The sequence below is a fragment of the Dolichospermum lemmermannii CS-548 genome (assembly GCF_028330815.1).
Lineage (GTDB): Bacteria > Cyanobacteriota > Cyanobacteriia > Cyanobacteriales > Nostocaceae > Dolichospermum > Dolichospermum lemmermannii.
On the sequence record NZ_JAQMTJ010000156.1, the window covers coordinates 1 to 17,948 of the forward strand.

A 17,948-nucleotide genomic window follows, 5' to 3' on the forward strand; every position below is an offset into this window, starting at 1 on the left:
CTGTAGTCTGAGCGTCTCGCTTACGCTCTAGTCTGAGCGAGACCCTCACGCTGTAGTCTGAGCGAGACCCTCACGCTGTAGTCTGAGCGAGACCCTCACGCTGTAGTCTGAGCGAGACCCTCACGCGGGCAAGATGCCCGCACTACCAACCAAAAACCTGCCAAAATAAATTTGACAGACTACTAGAAACAAACCAATTGTCCCAGTCCAAAGTAGAATTACAGGAAGCCCTAAAGTTAGAGCCGAAAAATAGTCGTTGCCATAGTTTAATCGCAATGGTATATTTACGGCAAAATCAACTGAAAATGGCAAAAATTCACTTTGATAATGCCCTGAAAATAGATCCTAATGAAAAAATCGCTTTGGAATGGAAACCCAAGGTAGATCAAGCTTTAGGAATTAGAAACAGTGGTTCTCAAGGGAGTTCCGCTTCTAAAACTGAAGAGAAGCAACCAGATAAGTCTGGAAAAAGTGGTTTGTTTGGTGGTTTGTTTGGTGGGAAGAAAAAATAATGGTGTATCAACCAGCAGCGGGAGCAAGAGATCTACTACCTTTAGATGTGGCGCAAAAACGCTGGATTGAAGATAGATTAGAACAAGTATTTCAACGTTGGGGATATCACAGGATTATCACCTCAACTCTGGAACGAATGGATACCCTCATGGCAGGTGAAGCAATTCAGCGTCCCATGGTGATTCAACTCCAAAATAGTCAAAATGAAGAATTGGGATTGCGTCCAGAATTGACTGCCTCTATCGCCCGCACAGTGGTGACTCGCATGACAGATGCGACCTATCCCCAGCGACTATATTACAACGCTAATGTTTTCCGCCGTAATTGGGAAGGCCGCCATAATCGTCAGCAAGAGTATTATCAAGCTGGGGTGGAGTTACTGGGTGCGGGGGGATTATTAGCCAATGCGGAAGTATTGCTATTAGTCGCAGATTGTTTAACAGCATTGGGTTTACAAGGGTGGCGGTTAATTTTGGGGGAAGCGGGAATTACACGCTCCCTCCTCAATGCTTTTCCCCCGGAAATCAGAAATCAAGTCCGCAAGGCGATCGCTAACTTGGATAGTATAGCTATTGATACCTTACCTTTGAGCGAAGAACTCCGCCAACGCGCTAAAATTATGTTGGATTTGCGGGGTGATAGTCGAGAGGTTTTAGAAAAAGTCAGCAGTTTACATCTAGAACCAGACCAGCATGAGGCAATAAATAACCTCAAATCCCTAGTAGCATTACTAGACGGCAAATTTCCTTTAATCCTTGATTTGAGCCTAATTCAAACTATTGACTACTACACAGGCATTGTTTTTGAAGTAGTTAGTGAGACAAATTCCCAAGCACAGATTTTAGGAAGTGGTGGTCGTTATGACCAATTACTAGGTTTATATCATCCCCAAAAAGAAAATATTCCCGGTATCGGCTTTGAACTGAATATTGATGATTTATACCAAATTCTCCTATTAAATCAGCAACTACCCCAGGATATCCCCGCTAGTAATTGGTTAGTCGTCCCAGAAACCCCCGGCGCTGAAGCTGCGGCTTTTGCCTATGCTGAGAAATTACGTAATTCTCCTGATTTAATTAGAGTAGAAATAGACTTAGGAGATAGGGACGCAGAGGCGATTCGTCAATATGCAAGCGATCGCAACATTGCCCAAATTGCTTGGATTAAAGCCGATGGCTCACATACCATCGAAGCAGGATGTTAAAAAGGAGTTGTAGGGGTTTAGCAATACTAAACCCCTACAGGAGTAGAACAAGAGAGACTGACAAAAAAGAGGGAATCGGAAAAAATGCCACATACCATTGTTACAGACGTTTGTGAAGGTGTTGCTGACTGCGTAAGTGCTTGTCCTGTAGCTTGTATTCATGAGGGTCCAGGGAAAAACGTTAAAGGTACAGATTGGTACTGGATTGACTTCGCTACCTGTATAGATTGTGGCATCTGTCTGCAAGTTTGCCCAGTGGAAGAGGCGATTTTACCAGAAGAAAGACCAGAATTGCAAAAAATCACAGCATAGTCAGAAGTTCCAGAATCTAGAATCCAGAATCCAGGGAATAAATTCCCTGTCTTATAGCTAAAGTCGGTTAAAACCGACTATTGTGTCCTTATTTCTTCAATTGAAAACATGAAGGTTGATTTTTAGGTAATTAGAGTGCGTTTTAACGCACTTTAGCTATAAGACCGGAAATTTATTTCCGGGCGGGTAGGTCAGCTAACAGATAAGCTATTTTAAGCTTCAGTTGACAGGAGTAAGCATTACCAAATCCCTACAAATGTCTAATCACAAATGACTAATAACTATTTATTAAAAGTAGAAAATGTCCACGCTGGATATATTAAAGATGTAGATATTTTGCAAGGTGTCAACTTTCACATTGCACCGGGAGAATTGGTCACAGTCATTGGTCCCAATGGTGCAGGTAAATCCACCTTAGTAAAAACTATTTTTGGACTTTTAACACCTCATACTGGAACTATTACCTTTAAAGAGAAAAATTTAATTGGTTTAAAATCAAATCAAATTGTCGCCAAAGGAATGTCTTATGTTCCCCAAATTGCTAATGTTTTTCCATCTTTAACCATAGATGAAAACTTAGAAATGGGGGCTTTTGTTAGGAATATTCCATTGAAACCGCTTAAAGATAAAATATACACCATGTTTCCCCGATTGAGCGATCGCCGTCGTCAACGCGCGGGAACTCTTTCCGGTGGAGAAAGGCAAATGTTAGCAATGGGAAAAGCATTAATGTTAGAACCCAGTTTACTGCTTTTAGATGAACCTTCCGCCGCATTATCTCCCATTTTGGTAACTCAAGTATTTGAGCAAATTAAACAAATCAAAGCATCAGGAACTGCGATAGTTTTAGTCGAACAAAATGCCAGAAAAGCCTTAGAGATGGCAGATCGTGGTTATGTGCTAGAATCAGGGAAAGATGCTATGTCAGGACCAGGTAGAGAATTATTAAATGATCCAAAAGTAGGAGAATTATATTTAGGTGCTGGAAAGGGACATTGAAAACAAAAACAAGATCCCCGACTTCTTCAATAAGTCGGGGATCTAAAACATCCTAGGAATATACTATTTATGACGACACAAACAATATTACCGGAAATATATCAAGGTCAATTTGGGGAATTTACAATTACTCAGAGCGATCGCCAAAGTGTGATAATTTATCGGGCAGGGTTAACGATAGCAGCCCTGTGTTTTGCCATTGGTAGCGGTTTAGTCCTATTCTATCCCCAACCCGCTGCAATTGCCGCCCTGACCCCTCTCTACACCTGTTTTAGTATTGCACTTGGAGTTAGTTTATTAACTATTCATATTTACATGGCATCTTTGCACCGCATTCTCCAAGTTTTTTGGATAATTGGCAGCATTTGTGCCTTTATTTTTGGACATAGTGATAGTCAAGCATTTGCAATTACTATTTATAATCAACCCCTAACCATACTAGGAATTGGTTTTACCTTTGCAGCTTTGACAGGAATTTTTTTCAAAGAAGGTTTTTGTTTTCATCGTTTAGAAACTAAAATCTTAACTCCCCTTGTTCCCTTACTATTATTAGGGCATTTAACCGGAATTTTATCAACACCAGCAGAACAGATTTTATTAGGAACTTGGGCAATTTTCTTTTTAATATTTGCTGTGAGAAAAGTTATCCAACCCATTCCTCCCGACATTGGGGATAAATCAGTATTTGATTATTTAAAAAATCAACATTTAGCAAAAGTTTAATCTAATTGCACAGAATAAAAATCATCCGTATTCATCCGCGTCCATCTGCGTTTATCTGCGTTAAATCATTCTAAAAATCTTAATTTCGTATGTCAAATCCAGAAGAACGTAAATATTGGTTAGCCTGGTCACAAATTTCGGGAATTGGTCCGATATTACTACAAAGAGTACAACAGCACTTTGGTAATTTAGAAACAGCTTGGAAAGCCAGTCCTGGAGAATTACGAAAAGTTGAAGGTTTCGGATTTCAAACATTAGAAAAAGTTGTTCAACAAAAATCCCGTTTAAACCCAGAACAACTCCTCATTCAACACCAACAAATAAACCCCCATTTCTGGACACCAGCAGACTCAGAATATCCCCAATTACTGCGAGAAATCCCCAGTCCACCCCCATTATTGTACTATCGGGGAGAAGTTGATTTACAGGAAAATTCAGGACAAAAACCCTTAGTGGGAATTGTGGGAACTCGTCAACCCACAGAATACGGAATTAAATGGACGCGTCAAATTAGTACCGCATTAGCCAAAAATGGTTTTACCGTTGTTTCTGGAATGGCCGAAGGAATAGACACCGAAAGTCACGCAGCAGCAATGAAAGCCGGAGGAAGAACAATCGCAGTTGTGGGAACAGGAGTAGATGTTATTTATCCCTATAAAAATCAAAGTTTATATAAACAGATTTTGACATCTGGAATAGTAATTAGTGAATATCCCGCGAAAACCACACCAAACCGCACCCATTTTCCCCGTCGAAATCGCATCATTGCCGGTTTAAGTCGTGCGGTATTAGTCATAGAAGCAGGAATAAAATCTGGTGCTTTAATCACAGCTACTTATGCGAATGAATTTTGTCGAGATGTTTACGCATTACCAGGAAGAATTGATGATCAACCATCCCAAGGTTGTTTAAAATTAATTAGTCAAGGTGCAGGTTTAATTAATCAAGAACTCAGTGAACTATTAACCCTGTTGGGTGCGATTCCCCAAATAGATATAGAAACTACTATAATTAAATCCCCTCCTCCTAACTTACCACCAGAATTACAACAAGTCATAGATACTTTAACTATTGATGCTTTATCTTTTGATTTTATAATTCAAAAAACAGGTATGAATGCGGCTTTAGTTTCTAGTTCTTTATTACAATTAGAACTCATGGGTTTAATTACCCAACTTCCAGGAATGCGATATCAAAAATGTTAAAATAATGGTGAGAAAGTTATAAAATTTACGCAAACAAGTTTAATTTTTGCTTGTAGTATAGCAAAAACTACCTCACCATCTGTTACTTGTCCATTCTTAATCTGTTCAGTTCCTACCGCTATTTTTCCCCGTAGTTCCTCCAGTCTTCTTTCTCTGTCCAGCAGCAAACTAAAAGCCTCATTTACTGCATCTTCTATATTTTCAAATCGCCCCGTGTCAATATAAGCTTGTATTAATTCCTCTGTTTCAGGTTTAATTTGAATATTCATAATGTATTCTCCATCTGATAGATAGCCTTAACGCTGTTCTAACAATAAACCCACATTTTCTGCAACACCGAATTTTGAATTATTTTTGGAATTATTTATTGTTGTGGATAATATTGCGGAGTCAATTGTGGAGTCATCACAGGCGGTGGATAACTACCTACAGGCATATTATTAACCATCCCATTAGGCATAGTAGGATTCATCAGTGGTGGTTGAATTGGTTGCTGAATCAAAGGAGGAACAGGTGGTTGATAATTAGAAATAGGTGGAGTTATTGGTTGAGTTATTGGTTGAGTAACTGGTTGATTATTTGTTGGATTGCTGGGTGTGACTGTAGCTTGGCTAAAATGTTGATAAGCAGCGCTAGAAATAGAACTAATTAATTTTGCAGCGCGAGGATCATTATTGGGACGTTTTACCATGATAGCGGCAATATAACGCTTACCTGTCGGGACATCAATCAACCCCGCATCTGCCAACATAGTACCAATGTCACCTGTTTTATGATAAGCATTTGCGCCTTTTCCTAAGCCAGCAGGTAAAAGATTATCTCGTTCAGTGCGACTCATGATATTAAGAATTAAATCACGCGATCGCATACTCACCATATTACCTTGATTCACCATCGAGATCAAATTCCCCAATTCTCGCGGACTAGTAGTATTAGTCCCTTCTAAATCCGGGAGAGGATTACGAATCATCGTCGTTATCAGTCCCCAACTGCGAAAACGCCCATTTAACGCCTCTTGTCCACCCAATTTAGCGACCAGCATATTCGTGGCTGTATTGTCGCTAATTGTAATCATCTTCGTAGCCACATCAAGAGCCGTGTATTTGCTGCCTGTGGGTTGATATTGCATATTTCCCGAACCCCCGACAATCATCTCCTTTTGCAAAATCAACATTTCATCCAGGCGGATTTTACCCTCATCCACATCCTGGAAAAAAGCAATCAAAATCGGGATTTTAATCGTGCTGGCCGCAGCAAAACTTATATTACTATTAATATCTATATAACCACCATTATCTAAATCTAATAAAAACACCCCTGGTATCAAATCAGAATTAGCGGTGGTGAGAGTTTGCAAAGAATTTTTTAAAGGAGTAATTTCCTGAGCCAGATATAAGCTTGTATTAGAGCTTTGAGGTGATTTTTGAGAAGTTGTAGTTTGAGCTATCGACACAACTGAATTAATGCGATTAGCAGGGTCTAGGAATGACAACAACGTACCCACAATCGCACCGACACCCACCCCGACAATCAACAACCGCAAGGCATATAACATGGTTCTAGCCATGGGTTTTAACCTGGTCTTGCGTGATCCTTTTCTGGCTATTTTCGGCTTTTCCATGGGTACCGTCTTTAATCTCACATTCCCCGGTGGCGAAATTTGAGTATTCTTCTTGACCGTAGGGACGGGTTTAACACCTGGGGGCATCATCTTCCGTGATGCTGGTCTTCGCCCCCCAGACGGGATAGGCGCAGAACTGATATGATTATTTATACAAGCCAATGCTGCCGCTTCTCTTGGGCTAGAAACTGCCGGCTGATTGATAACTTTTTTCTGTCCTGTCTTGGAGACTGGACGTTTACGCCGGCGACGCTGTACAGGTTGCCTTTGTGATATAGGTATGAGTTTGTCACTCGTTTCTGACATAGCTACTCCTTGTCACCCTGGACCCAGATTGTAAATTTATGCACCTTGATACTCAGTTTACCTTTTGGGACTAAGTAGCATTTTTGTGTCTAGTCTACTTTATATTTATCTTTTTGGGTAATCAGTTAGGTACATGATAACCCAAATTGGCGTTTTTAATATTGCGGTTAGTCAACAGTAAGAAGATTTACATGAAATTATGTAAATTAAAATTGCCATGCAGACAATTTGCATAATCAAAACTACTAGAAGCCTTACCACAGATATCTTTATTCATTTTCAAGTTTTGATTTTTAATTGCTGAGGTATCTAAAATTAATATTACCCGGACTCCTAGCCAACAGCCAGAAGTAATTAAGTATTCCTGGTACTTGAATATCATGTCAAAATGATTGGTCTAATTTAGTCATGATCAATGATATTTCAAAGTTCGGATTAGTGGGATTTAATTATTAGTGCATTCTCAATTGTTATGGGTTTGACATCTATGGCATTAAAGAAATCTAATTAATAGGATTAATTAGCATTATTTAGATTTTATTAATCAGAAATGACACATAATAAATACTGATGTAGATAATTTCTGTATTTATTATGATCTTACAAGAAGTCCTAGTAATTAATTAGCAGCAACCTCATTTAAACCAGTCTTAAATTTGTTTGCGTAGCTTGTCATAGGCATTATTTTAAATTGGTTAACAGGGTGTTTAAATAACTACCAAAATTTGAGCCTCGCTCAACAACATCACCACAAAAGTTAAGCGATGAATATGTTTGGTAATTGGGGCAGCACCCTGAAAAGGAATTTCCTATCACTGATTTTATCCATATTGCTGCCAACATTTGGGATAAGTGACTCTGTTATGGCAGCAGAACAAATTCATGCTTCTTATTCAGCACTAGAAATTTCTATCCCCATTAGTGCCTTAGAAAGCTATGCTAAATATGGAATAATTAATCCAGATTTAGCCGGATATTATCAATATATTCCCAAAAACAAACTGCCAGAAGTAAGGAAGATTTTAATGCAGCCGCTGAAAATTAGTCCGGCTGTAGCTGCCCAATTTCTTGACACCCAACAAGGGAAATTTATCTTACAAAGATTAGCAGAATTAATTAAAACCAAATCCCATTATCCAAAATTTGGATCTCAGTCATTACGCACAGCCTTAATTGCCGCTGCGGCTGAACCGGAAGGATTGAATTTATTAAATTTATTACGTAAATATCCTCAAAATAATATTAAAATTGATATGGTTTCCAGCATGAAAATTGCTGATGAATTGGAGAAAATGATCAGCGAAACTGAAAAAACTATTTCCGCATTAATCCAAACATCAAAATTAGAAGCTGCTAAAATCTCCCAAGCTAATTTGTCACCATTCCCAAAATTGCCAAATCAACCCAATCTTTTAGCAAGAACACAAACAATCAAGTTTTTTGACTCTTCAAGAAATAGACATTTATCCACAGATATATATATTCCTAATACCCAAAATCCTGCCCCTGTAGTTGTTATTTCCCATGGCTTAGGTTTGGATAGTAGTAATTTTCGTTATTTAGCAAATCATTTAGTTACAAATGGTTTTGCTGTAGTTATTCCCAATCATCCTGGTAGTAATACTCAACAATTACAATCTTTAATTAAGGGTAATAGCAATCAAGTCACGCACCCCAATGAATTTAAAGATAGACCTTTAGATATCAAATATATTTTAGATCAATTAGAGTCAGATTCACAATTTCAGCACCGATTTAACTTACAACAAGTAGGCATATTTGGACAGTCATTAGGAGGTTATACTGCCTTAGCTTTAGCAGGGGCAAAAATTAACTTTCAACAACTACAAGCAGACTGTGATCACGACAAATTGCGAAATACTTGGAATATGTCTTTACTGTTGCAATGTCAAGCTTTAGAATTGCCCAACCAGTCAGGACAAGAGTACAACTTACAAGATACCAGAATCAGAGCAGCGATCGCTGTTAATCCCATCACCAGTTCTATTTTTGGACAAGCCGGTTTAAGCCAAATTCACACCCCAATCATGATCATTGGTAGCAGTGAAGATACGGTTGCCCCAGCCTTATATGAGCAAATTGTCCCTTTTTCTTGGATTACTCATCCCCAGAAATATTTAGTCATGCTACTTGGTGGTACGCATTTTTCCACCATTGGGAATAGCAATCCTGACAGTACACAAATGGCATTACCAACAGATATGATCGGTGATGCTTCTCAAGCTCATGATTATATCAATGCTTTGAGTTTACCTTTCTTCCAAACCTATATAGCCGAAAAACTAGAATATCTTTCCTATCTTAACGCCGCCTATGCTGAAAGTATTTCTAGTCAGTCTCTCGGTTTAAATCTTGTCCAGTCTCTTGATTATCTCAAAATAGCACCAACTTTAGGTGAGCATTTCCCAGAAACCAACCCCGTTAAAAAAAGACTTTCTCATACCATCGTCCATTTTGGATTTTGGCTGCTGGGTATCGGTATTTCCCTATTGCATTTGATTTAAATCCCCGACTTCTTCAAGAAGTCTGGGATCTCCTATTTCCTATTTGTGTGAAAATACAAAGATCTCAACTCTAAAATCTAAAATTGTGCAAGGCTTTCTCAATTTAAACAAACCATTTGACTGGACTTCTCATGACTGCGTAGCCAAAGTCCGAAAATTACTGAACATGAAACGAGTCGGACACGCAGGAACTTTAGACCCCAAAGCTACCGGAGTATTACCAATAGCCTTGGGTAAAGCCACCAGATTATTACAATATTTACCAGGAGAAAAGGCTTATCAAGCCACTGTTCGGCTGGGGATACAAACTACTACAGATGATTTAGAAGGGGAAATTATTACCTCTGTACCCTGTCCAGGATTGGATTTGGAGAATATCAAAACCGTCCTTTCCCAGTTTATCGGTAAAATTGAGCAAACCCCCCCCAGCTACAGCGCCATTCAAGTTGATGGCCGACGCTTATATGATTTAGCGCGGAAAGGGGAAAAAGTTGAAGTTCCCCTGCGAACAGTCGAAATTTCCCAAATTCAGGTGTTAGATTGGCGAGATGGAGATTTTCCAGAATTAGATCTAGCCATATCCTGTGGTTCGGGAACATATATTCGTGCGATCGCTCGTGATTTAGGTACAATATTAAACACAGGTGGCACTCTATCTGCCCTAATTCGCACAGAAAGCAGCAGTTTTCAGCTTCAAACCAGTCTCAGCTTCACAGATTTAGCCACCGAAATCGAAAACGGCACATTTCAACCCATATCCCCAGACGCACCATTACATCACCTAAAATCCCTAAATTTACCAGCAGAATCAGCCAAAAGATGGTGTCAAGGTCAAAAAATTTCCCTCAATCTTGATATTCCCGACTTTGTGCGAGTTTATGAAACCCAAACCAATTTTTTAGGAATTGGGAAATTAACCAATGATTTATTAGTTCCCCAAATGGTGTTTTATGAATATCCAAATTAAAAATTAAGCAATTATAAATTAAAGAAAGAACTGCTGTAAGGAGTTGTCAATTCAATTAACCTGGAAGGGTTTTTGGCATTCTCCTTATAAGTTCATAATTCTCCTGATAAATTCACGACAAATTCACAAAAATAGCACAATTCATCCTGTACATGACTCTTTTTTGGGAATTACTCTAATATACATTCGGGTGCATATAACCGTTGTGAGGAGTAAATTTTGAGAAAAGTAAAACTTTTATGTATGTTATTACGCCTAAATTGGCTAAAGTTCATAGGTACAACTTTGTTAGGCTATATATGGGCTACCACCACTCTTTCAGTTACCCCTGCTTATGCAACAGATGAGATAGCGTCTAAAACCCATAGCAGTAAGGAATTAATAACTAATCAAGCCGCCTTAAAAACTAACTTACCGGATCTGCAAGAGGTGTTAGCGAAAAACGTAGAATCAAGGCAGAAGGTTAAATCTCTGTTTGAGCAAAAAGAAGCAGGGATCATTGCTCAAACAGAGACTCCAGTCCCTGTCAATAACAGTCAAATTGATGCTGATAAATTACGCCAAGATTTATTAGTTGATCCCCTTGTCAAAGTAATTCCACCCAAACGTACTTACTCTCCTTCACTTACCTTTGCTACGCCAAGCGCCTTTGGAGCTACCTGGGGTGACGTTTTTATAGGGGCATCCGCAGCAACCACCGGTAAAGCTAGAACTCAACCAGACGGGAGTATTAGTATGGGTTTTGGGTTAGGAGATGCCCGGAAACTAATCGGTCTAGAACTTGGCTATAACATTGGCAGTATCAAGAGTTTTGGTGCAAATGGAACTTTTGACCTCAAAGCCAACCGCATTATCTATGCTAAAAACAACACTCAAATAGCCGCGGCTGCTGGCTGGAGAACTTTTGCATCGCACGTTGGTGGTGGAGAAACAGTGAGACCTTCCGGTGTCTATGGTGTGGTCACAAGTTACTCCCTATTAAAGCCTAAGGATACTGTTAATAAAATGCCCATCTCCTTTTCCGTAGGAGCCGGTGGTGGTGATTTCCGCACAGGTGATGCAAGTACAGGTGTATTTGCTGGAGTTGGGGTACAAGTTCATCCCCAAATAGGTGTGGGTATGGGCTGGAGTGGAGTTGGTTTAAATGTTGGGGCTTCTTTCGTACCTATATCTACTATTCCCTTGACCATTAATGCCGTCGGCGCGGATCTTACTGATACTAGCCAAGGCGGCACAGTCTTTGTTCTAAGTGTAGGCTATGGATTCAATTTCTTACCTAAATAAACACTTCAATTTTGAGAAAATCACCATGTTAAAAATCAGAACTTTTATTCTTGCCCTCAGTCTCACTCCCCTATTGGCGCTCAATTGGCAGACCTCTAGCTCAGCCCAAACTTCGCCCAGTCTGGGTACAGCCGGGAGTATGAGTGGCGCTCCTGGACCAGTTAATACGAGTCCTAGTGTGGGGACTGCTGGTGGCATGAGTGGCGGTGGCAACACTAGCACCAGTGGTAATACTATTTCCAACCCCGATCCCAGTGTCGGAACTGCTGGTGGTCAGAGTGGCGGTGGAACTACTGGCTCTAATGGTAATACTAATTCTAATCCCAGTGTCGGCAACGCTGGCGGTCAGAGTGGCGCTGGCAACGGGACAGCTAATAATGGTAATCCCGATGATAATACCAGTCCTAGTGTCGGCAACGCTGGCGGTCAGAGTGGCGCTGATCAAGAGACAGCCAACAATGGTAATCCCGACGAGAATACCAGTGCTAGTGGCGGGAACGCTGGTGGTCAGAGTGGTGCTGGTGAAGAGACAGCTAACAATGCCGACAATGGTGGCAATAATAATGAAGGAAATGATCAGAATCCTTCAGGTTCTGGAGAAACTCTTATACCTAGAGCATCTTCTATTCGCATCATCCGCACACGAGCCGGAAAGACAATGAGGATTGGCATAAGAAGCGTTCAGAGAAAACTAAATGAGGCTGCTTTTAACCTATTAAATAGCAACAATTCTGGAGTTTTAGTAGCCCTCTTGCAAGGCGGATCAATTGGACAGACCGCATCTGATAACTTGACAAATTTCCTAACTAATGCAGGTGTTAATACAGACTTAGGAAATAACTTAAGAGTAATCCTCAGTAGGATTGTACCCAATCAAGGAAATGCGGATGTAGATATTAACCAGTTGAATAATGCTATTAATACTTACAACCAGATTATTCAACAAAGTAGTCCGGTGACTTTGCAAGCGCTTTCACAAAGCCAAGATTTTGTGGCAATTGGTCAAGCGCTAAAAGAATTGAGAACAGCGGTCAACTAATCTCAAGCCCAATCACACATTAACAGAAAATAACGGGGAGACACAAGAGCTTCTCCGTTATTTTTTGTTAATTTGAGAAAGTTACATAAAAAAGTTAAGTTGATAATAGGCGAAGATAACGGGGAAATAAAAGTGAGTCCTGGATTTGATTACGATTTAGTGATTATCGGCGCTGGTGTGGGTGGTCATGGTGCTGCTTTACACGCTATCAGTTGCGGTCAGAAAACAGCAATTATTGAAGCTGGAGATATGGGAGGAACTTGTGTAAACAGGGGTTGTATTCCTTCTAAGGCATTACTCGCGGCTTCAGGAAAGGTGAGGGAATTACGTAATGCCCATCATCTCAAGTCTTTGGGAATACAGATTGGCAATGTCGAGTTTGAACGGCAAGCGATCGCTGATCATGCTAACAATCTCGTCTCCAAAATTCAAGGGGACTTAACCAACAGTCTCAAACGCTTGGGAGTTGAGATTATCCGAGGTTGGGGCAAGGTATCTGGGACACAAAAAGTTACCATCGTCACAGATAAAGGTGAGAAAACCATCACCGCCCAAAATATCATCCTTTCCCCTGGTTCTGTCCCCTTCGTTCCCCCTGGAATTGAAGTAGACGGCAAAACTGTATTTACCAGTGACCAAGGCGTTAAATTAGAAACTCTACCCAAGTGGGTGGCGATTATTGGTAGCGGTTATATCGGCTTAGAATTTTCTGATGTTTACTCGGCTTTAGGTTGTGAAATTACCTTAATTGAAGCCCTCAGTGAGTTAATGCCAGGATTTGATCGGGATATTGCTAAACTGGCAGAACGGGTTTTAATTAACCCCCGCGATATTGAAACCAAAGTCGGTATTTACGCCAAAAAAGTCATTCCTGGTTCACCAGTAGTCATTGAGTTGGCTGACTTTGAAACTAAAGAAGATTTAGAAGTTCTCGAAGTTGACGCTTGTTTAGTCGCTACCGGTCGGGTTCCCGCTACCCAAAATCTTGGTCTAGAATCCGTTGGCGTTGAACTTGACCGCCGCAATTTTATTCCTGTCAATGATAATATGGCGGTATTGGCCAACGGGGAAGTTATCCCCCATCTCTGGGCTATTGGTGATGCTACCGGCAAAATGATGTTAGCTCATGCTGCATCTGCCCAAGGGATCATTGCTGTAGAAAATATCTTGGGTCGTCAGAAAACAGTTGACTATCGCAGCATTCCTGCGGCTGCTTTTACCCATCCAGAAGTTAGTTATGTGGGCTTAACAGAAACCGCCGCCCATGCTTTAGGATTAACTCAAGGTTTTGAAGTCGCCACCAGTAAGAGTTACTTTAAAGGTAATTCCAAGGCTTTGGCGGAAAATGATACTGATGGAATGACGAAGGTAATTTATCGCAAAGATACTGGCGATGTCTTAGGTGTACATATCTTTGGTCCCCACGCCTCGGATTTAATTCACGAAGCCGCAGCCGCTATTGCTAATCGTCAATCCATCCAAACTCTTGCTTACCTGGTTCACGCTCATCCAACACTTTCAGAAGTTTTAGATGAAGCTTACAAACGGGCATTAGTAAGTTAGTCAGTGGTCAGTGGTCAGTGGTCAGTTGAATAAATGGCGAAAATCTAACTTCGAGAATTTGCAAGTTTACCAATTAGCTTAAGAAACTAGCTGATGAGATTTGGAACATTGTTCTGACAACTAACAATTGACAACTGACAATTGACAATTGACAACTGTACGGGCGAAGCATTTGGAGAACTATTTTTGGCAATGAGCGATAATTTACCTTCCAAATGCTTCGCCCCTACTGACAACTGACAACTAACAATTGACAACTGTACGGGCGAAGCATTTGGAGAACTATTTTTGGCAATGACCGATAATTTATCTTCCAAATGCTTCGCCCCTACTGACAACTAACAACTAACAACTGACAACTGACAAATATGCAAATCCGTCGTCGTTCACCTAGCCCAGTTATTAATATTTCTATACTTCAGTATCAATCCGCTATAGAAGGGGCTGCACCAAATAATATTCTAGAGGAAATTGTCTGGCAGAAAGAAACAGAAGTTGAGAAAATGCGAGAAAGGCTACCTTTGCGGGAATTGCAAACACAAGCCCTATCAGCACCACCAACTCGTGATTTTGTTAATGCTTTGCGTCAAGGTAAAACTAATCCGGCTTTGATTGCTGAAGTCAAAAAAGCTTCTCCCAGTAAAGGGGTATTTAGGGAGGATTTTGACCCAGTAGCGATCGCTCAATCTTATCAAAAAGGTGGAGCTAGTTGTCTTTCTGTGCTGACAGATGTTAAATTTTTCCAAGGTAGTTTTGAAAATCTATCCTTAGTCCGTTCAGCGGTAGATTTACCTTTACTGTGCAAGGATTTTATTATCTATCCTTACCAAATGTATTGGGCGCGAATTCATGGAGCAGATGCAGTTTTATTAATAGCAGCAATTCTTAATGATCAAGATTTGCAATACTTTATCAAAATTGCTAATAACTTGAAAATGGCAGCTTTAATAGAAGTGCATAATTTAGCAGAATTAGATCGGGTGTTAGCCTTAGATGATGTTTCTTTAGTCGGGATTAATAATCGCAACTTGGAGGATTTTTCTGTTGATTTACAAACAACTTGTCAATTACTCACAGATAGAGGTGGACAATTACAAGCAAAAAACATTCTTGTGGTCAGCGAATCAGGATTGCATCACCCAGAGGATTTAAGTGTAGTTAAAAAAGCAGGTGCATCCGCTGTACTGATTGGTGAATCCTTGGTAAAACAACCAGATCCTCAATTAGCAATAGCCAATCTCTTTGCTTAATCACAGTCTTAAATGCCATATAAAACAAGGGTTTACATCCTCATTTTTCCTCTAGCCTGTGACTGAATAACTGCAATTATTTATTTCTTGTGTAACAATTAATTTGGAGTTAACTAAAGTTTAACTAAATTAAAAATTAAACATCCCTAAGTTACAACTTCACAATAAATTACATGGAGCCAATTCCTTTACCTTCTCCTATCCATTACGAACTTATACTTCAACTTTTAGAAAGACAAACCATGACTTCTCTGGGTCAAAACCAAGACCTCCGCAATCAAGTTAATCAACTGATTATTACCATGCGAAAAGCTGCATCCCAACAAAAGCGACTAGAAGAAAGTTTTCAATCTTCTTCTCTCAGCATTGATCACCGTTGGTCTATTAATCATTTTGGTGATAAAGTGGATTGCTCCTGATGAATGTCTATTTCCACCTGAACAAAAACCCAGCCCTGCAACAGCGGGGTTAATTAACAGTTTTTAACTGGCATTCCTACGAAAAATTTTAGTAGGTTTTTTTTGTGTTTTTATCCCCTGTAGCGGTTAATTTGGATTGTATTGAAATTTTCAACTAGGACACAAACATGGACGATAAATTGATGCTGATGATTCCTGGTCCTACCCCAGTTCCAGAAGCTGCTTTACTAGCATTAGCTAAACACCCCATTGGTCACCGCAGCGGTGAATTTAGTAGCATGATGGCAGAGGTGACAGAAAACCTCAAATGGCTACATCAAACCGCCAGTGATGTATTGATGTTAAACGTCAGCGGTACGGGTGCGGTAGAAGCGGGAATGATTAATTTTCTTTCTCCAGGCGATCGCATTTTAGTCGGCTCTAATGGTAAATTCGGGGAACGTTGGGTAGAAGTTGGTCAAGCTTTTGGCTTAAATGTGGAAACAGTTACCGCAGAATGGGGACAACCCTTAGACCCAGCCCAATTTGCAACTAAACTCCAAGCTGATACCAACAAAGAAATCAAAGCTGTCATTATCACCCACAGCGAAACCTCAACAGGTGTCATTAATGACCTAGAAGCTATTAACCGCCACGTTAAAGAACATGGAGAGGCTTTAATTATTGTGGATGCTGTCACCAGTTTAGGGGCTTACAATGTCCCTGTAGACGCTTGGGGTTTGGATGTAGTCGCTTCTGGTTCACAAAAAGGTTACATGATTCCCCCCGGTTTAGGATTTGTCTCTGTCAGTCCTAAAGCTTGGGAGGCTTATAAAACCGCAAAATTGCCTAAGTATTATTTAGATTTAGGTAAATATCGGAAAGCCACTGCTAAAAATACCACTCCCTTTACTCCTCCCGTCAACTTAATGGTGGCACTACATACCACCTTGGGAATGATGAAAAAGGAAGGATTAGAATCCATTTTTACCCGTCATGAACGCCAAAAAAATGCTACTCGTGCGGCTATGAAGGCGTTGAATTTATCTTTGTTTGCTGCTGATGAATGTGCCAGTCCTGCCATTACCGCTGTAGCCACACCAGGCATCGAAACAGATAAAATTCGCTCTTTGATGAAAAAACGGTTTGATATTGCTTTAGCAGGTGGACAAGACCATCTGAGTAATAAAATTTTCCGCATAGGTCATCTGGGTTTTGTGTGCGATAGAGATATTCTTAGCTGTATCGCTTCCCTAGAAGTTGTCCTCCCACAAGTTGGTCATGAAAACTTCACCCCCGGCGCTGGTATAGCAGCAGCAGCAAAAGTTTTTGCCTCATAGTTATTAGGTTGGTAATTGATAATTGATAATTGATAATTGTCAATTGTCAATTGTCAACTGTTACGCAGTCTCTAACCAATCATAAATTTGTTCTAACTGTTCTAGAGTAATTAAGCCATATTGCCAAAGAGTCATGGTTAAAGAACCAGGATCTTGATCACGGTTACGTAATGCTACAGCTAGGGAAGCGGCGGAAATTGCCAAATCTTCTTGGAGAAAATTAATTAGCCGAGAATATCTTGATGGTGTCATTTGTATCTTACCTCCTTGAGTAGAATTGATGATCATAGATTGCTTATCTAATTTTGTGGGTATTGTATAACCAGTATTTTATTTGTCACATTGTTGTAAGTAAATAAAAGTTAAAGGTTGTATAAAAAAAATTTCTAAATAACCTTTTTTGTAAAGTATTAACCTACATGAATGTACTACTAAACTAAGGTACTTACAATCACGGGGGAAATCCCTAATACAGTGACTTATGTGTTCCATCAGGATAATATTTAGGGCTTGCTGAAAAAGTCTTTTCGTGAGGGCTAGGAGTCACCGAGTCAGGAAGAAGAATTAGAAGGAGAGAAGAATAGTCTCAAATTTCAGAAAGTGATAGGTTTTTAATGGTTTCAATCCTTATTCCTTGCACCTAATTCACTTTTTTAACCGGGAAACTCTTAATCTATCTAGGTTTTCGGTTTATTCAGC

General features: G+C 40.0%; 18 protein-coding genes and 1 pseudogene. 14 read left to right on the plus strand and 5 right to left on the minus strand.

The features are described 5' to 3' along the window. Positions 1-179: 179 nt before the first annotated feature. The 6 genes and pseudogenes from PN450_RS10135 to dprA form a co-directional block, all read left to right on the plus strand. Positions 180-512 (plus strand): annotated as a pseudogene (locus PN450_RS10135) (tetratricopeptide repeat protein); the annotation flags it as partial. After that, a complete protein-coding gene (locus tag PN450_RS10140; RefSeq protein WP_271836190.1) occupies positions 512-1,717 on the plus strand; it encodes an ATP phosphoribosyltransferase regulatory subunit in 1,206 nt (401 codons plus the stop codon). The pseudogene PN450_RS10135 and the gene PN450_RS10140, both read left to right, overlap by 1 nt. 84 nt (positions 1,718-1,801) lie before the next feature. Next, positions 1,802-2,029: an indolepyruvate ferredoxin oxidoreductase subunit alpha gene (locus PN450_RS10145; RefSeq protein ID WP_271836191.1), complete on the plus strand. Its 228-nt coding sequence runs from the start codon at positions 1,802-1,804 to the stop codon at positions 2,027-2,029. A gap of 270 nt (positions 2,030-2,299) precedes the next feature. Continuing rightward, on the plus strand, positions 2,300-3,028 hold the full coding sequence (locus PN450_RS10150) for an ABC transporter ATP-binding protein (protein WP_271836192.1): 729 nt from the start codon (positions 2,300-2,302) through the stop codon (positions 3,026-3,028). Between the two features lie 69 nt (positions 3,029-3,097). Further along, positions 3,098-3,751 carry a DUF2301 domain-containing membrane protein gene (locus PN450_RS10155; RefSeq protein ID WP_271836193.1) on the plus strand — a complete coding sequence of 218 codons (654 nt, stop codon included), beginning with the start codon at positions 3,098-3,100 and terminating at the stop codon, positions 3,749-3,751. Between the two features lie 89 nt (positions 3,752-3,840). Further along, complete coding sequence (gene dprA, locus PN450_RS10160; protein ID WP_213800391.1) at positions 3,841-4,956, plus strand: DNA-processing protein DprA; 1,116 nt, start codon at positions 3,841-3,843, stop codon at positions 4,954-4,956. Here the strand turns inward: dprA and PN450_RS10165 are convergent. The 3 genes from PN450_RS10165 to PN450_RS10175 all read right to left on the minus strand — a co-directional run bounded on the left by PN450_RS10165 (position 4,953) and on the right by PN450_RS10175 (position 7,265). Continuing rightward, complete coding sequence (locus PN450_RS10165; RefSeq protein ID WP_271836194.1) at positions 4,953-5,225, minus strand: ribbon-helix-helix domain-containing protein; 273 nt, start codon at positions 5,223-5,225, stop codon at positions 4,953-4,955. The genes dprA and PN450_RS10165 overlap by 4 nt on opposite strands. Positions 5,226-5,320: 95 nt before the next feature. After that, positions 5,321-6,883, minus strand: coding sequence for a serine hydrolase (locus PN450_RS10170; protein ID WP_271836195.1), 1,563 nt, complete (start codon positions 6,881-6,883; stop codon positions 5,321-5,323). Between the two features lie 187 nt (positions 6,884-7,070). Next, the gene (locus PN450_RS10175; RefSeq protein ID WP_148764217.1) at positions 7,071-7,265 is read right to left on the minus strand and encodes a hypothetical protein; all 195 of its coding nucleotides are present in this window, start codon (positions 7,263-7,265) and stop codon (positions 7,071-7,073) included. Between the two features lie 382 nt (positions 7,266-7,647). Here PN450_RS10175 and PN450_RS10180 point away from each other — a divergent pair, with 382 nt between their 5' ends. The 5 genes from PN450_RS10180 (at position 7,648) to lpdA (ending at position 14,261) form a co-directional block, all read left to right on the plus strand. Then, positions 7,648-9,408, plus strand: a complete 1,761-nt coding sequence (locus PN450_RS10180) for an alpha/beta hydrolase (protein ID WP_271836196.1) — start codon at positions 7,648-7,650, stop codon at positions 9,406-9,408. Positions 9,409-9,493: 85 nt separating this feature from the next. Continuing rightward, positions 9,494-10,375 carry a tRNA pseudouridine(55) synthase TruB gene (truB, locus tag PN450_RS10185; RefSeq protein ID WP_271836197.1) on the plus strand — a complete coding sequence of 294 codons (882 nt, stop codon included), beginning with the start codon at positions 9,494-9,496 and terminating at the stop codon, positions 10,373-10,375. A 219-nt stretch (positions 10,376-10,594) separates the two neighbouring features. After that, positions 10,595-11,659 (plus strand): hypothetical protein, encoded by a 1,065-nt coding sequence (locus tag PN450_RS10190; protein ID WP_271836198.1) that lies wholly within the window; start codon positions 10,595-10,597, stop codon positions 11,657-11,659. A 25-nt stretch (positions 11,660-11,684) separates the two neighbouring features. Then, complete coding sequence (locus PN450_RS10195; RefSeq protein WP_271836199.1) at positions 11,685-12,698, plus strand: hypothetical protein; 1,014 nt, start codon at positions 11,685-11,687, stop codon at positions 12,696-12,698. A 132-nt stretch (positions 12,699-12,830) separates the two neighbouring features. Beyond that, positions 12,831-14,261, plus strand: coding sequence for a dihydrolipoyl dehydrogenase (gene lpdA, locus PN450_RS10200; protein WP_271836201.1), 1,431 nt, complete (start codon positions 12,831-12,833; stop codon positions 14,259-14,261). An 86-nt stretch (positions 14,262-14,347) separates the two neighbouring features. On the opposite strand, the gene PN450_RS10205 is transcribed toward lpdA, so the two are convergent. Then, the gene (locus PN450_RS10205; RefSeq protein WP_271836200.1) at positions 14,348-14,599 is read right to left on the minus strand and encodes a hypothetical protein; all 252 of its coding nucleotides are present in this window, start codon (positions 14,597-14,599) and stop codon (positions 14,348-14,350) included. 30 nt (positions 14,600-14,629) lie between these two features. Between PN450_RS10205 and trpC the strand changes: the two genes are divergently transcribed. The 3 genes from trpC to PN450_RS10220 all read left to right on the plus strand — a co-directional run bounded on the left by trpC (position 14,630) and on the right by PN450_RS10220 (position 17,249). Then, the gene (gene trpC, locus PN450_RS10210; protein ID WP_148764227.1) at positions 14,630-15,511 is read left to right on the plus strand and encodes an indole-3-glycerol phosphate synthase TrpC; all 882 of its coding nucleotides are present in this window, start codon (positions 14,630-14,632) and stop codon (positions 15,509-15,511) included. Positions 15,512-15,684: 173 nt separating this feature from the next. Then, positions 15,685-15,930, plus strand: coding sequence for a DUF5340 domain-containing protein (locus tag PN450_RS10215; RefSeq protein ID WP_015080444.1), 246 nt, complete (start codon positions 15,685-15,687; stop codon positions 15,928-15,930). Between the two features lie 167 nt (positions 15,931-16,097). Beyond that, the gene (locus PN450_RS10220) at positions 16,098-17,249 is read left to right on the plus strand and encodes a pyridoxal-phosphate-dependent aminotransferase family protein (RefSeq protein ID WP_213710173.1); all 1,152 of its coding nucleotides are present in this window, start codon (positions 16,098-16,100) and stop codon (positions 17,247-17,249) included. 60 nt (positions 17,250-17,309) lie between these two features. Here the strand turns inward: PN450_RS10220 and PN450_RS10225 are convergent, their stop codons facing one another. Next, the gene (locus PN450_RS10225; protein WP_015080442.1) at positions 17,310-17,537 is read right to left on the minus strand and encodes a DUF2949 domain-containing protein; all 228 of its coding nucleotides are present in this window, start codon (positions 17,535-17,537) and stop codon (positions 17,310-17,312) included. Between the last annotated feature and the right edge of the window lie 411 nt (positions 17,538-17,948).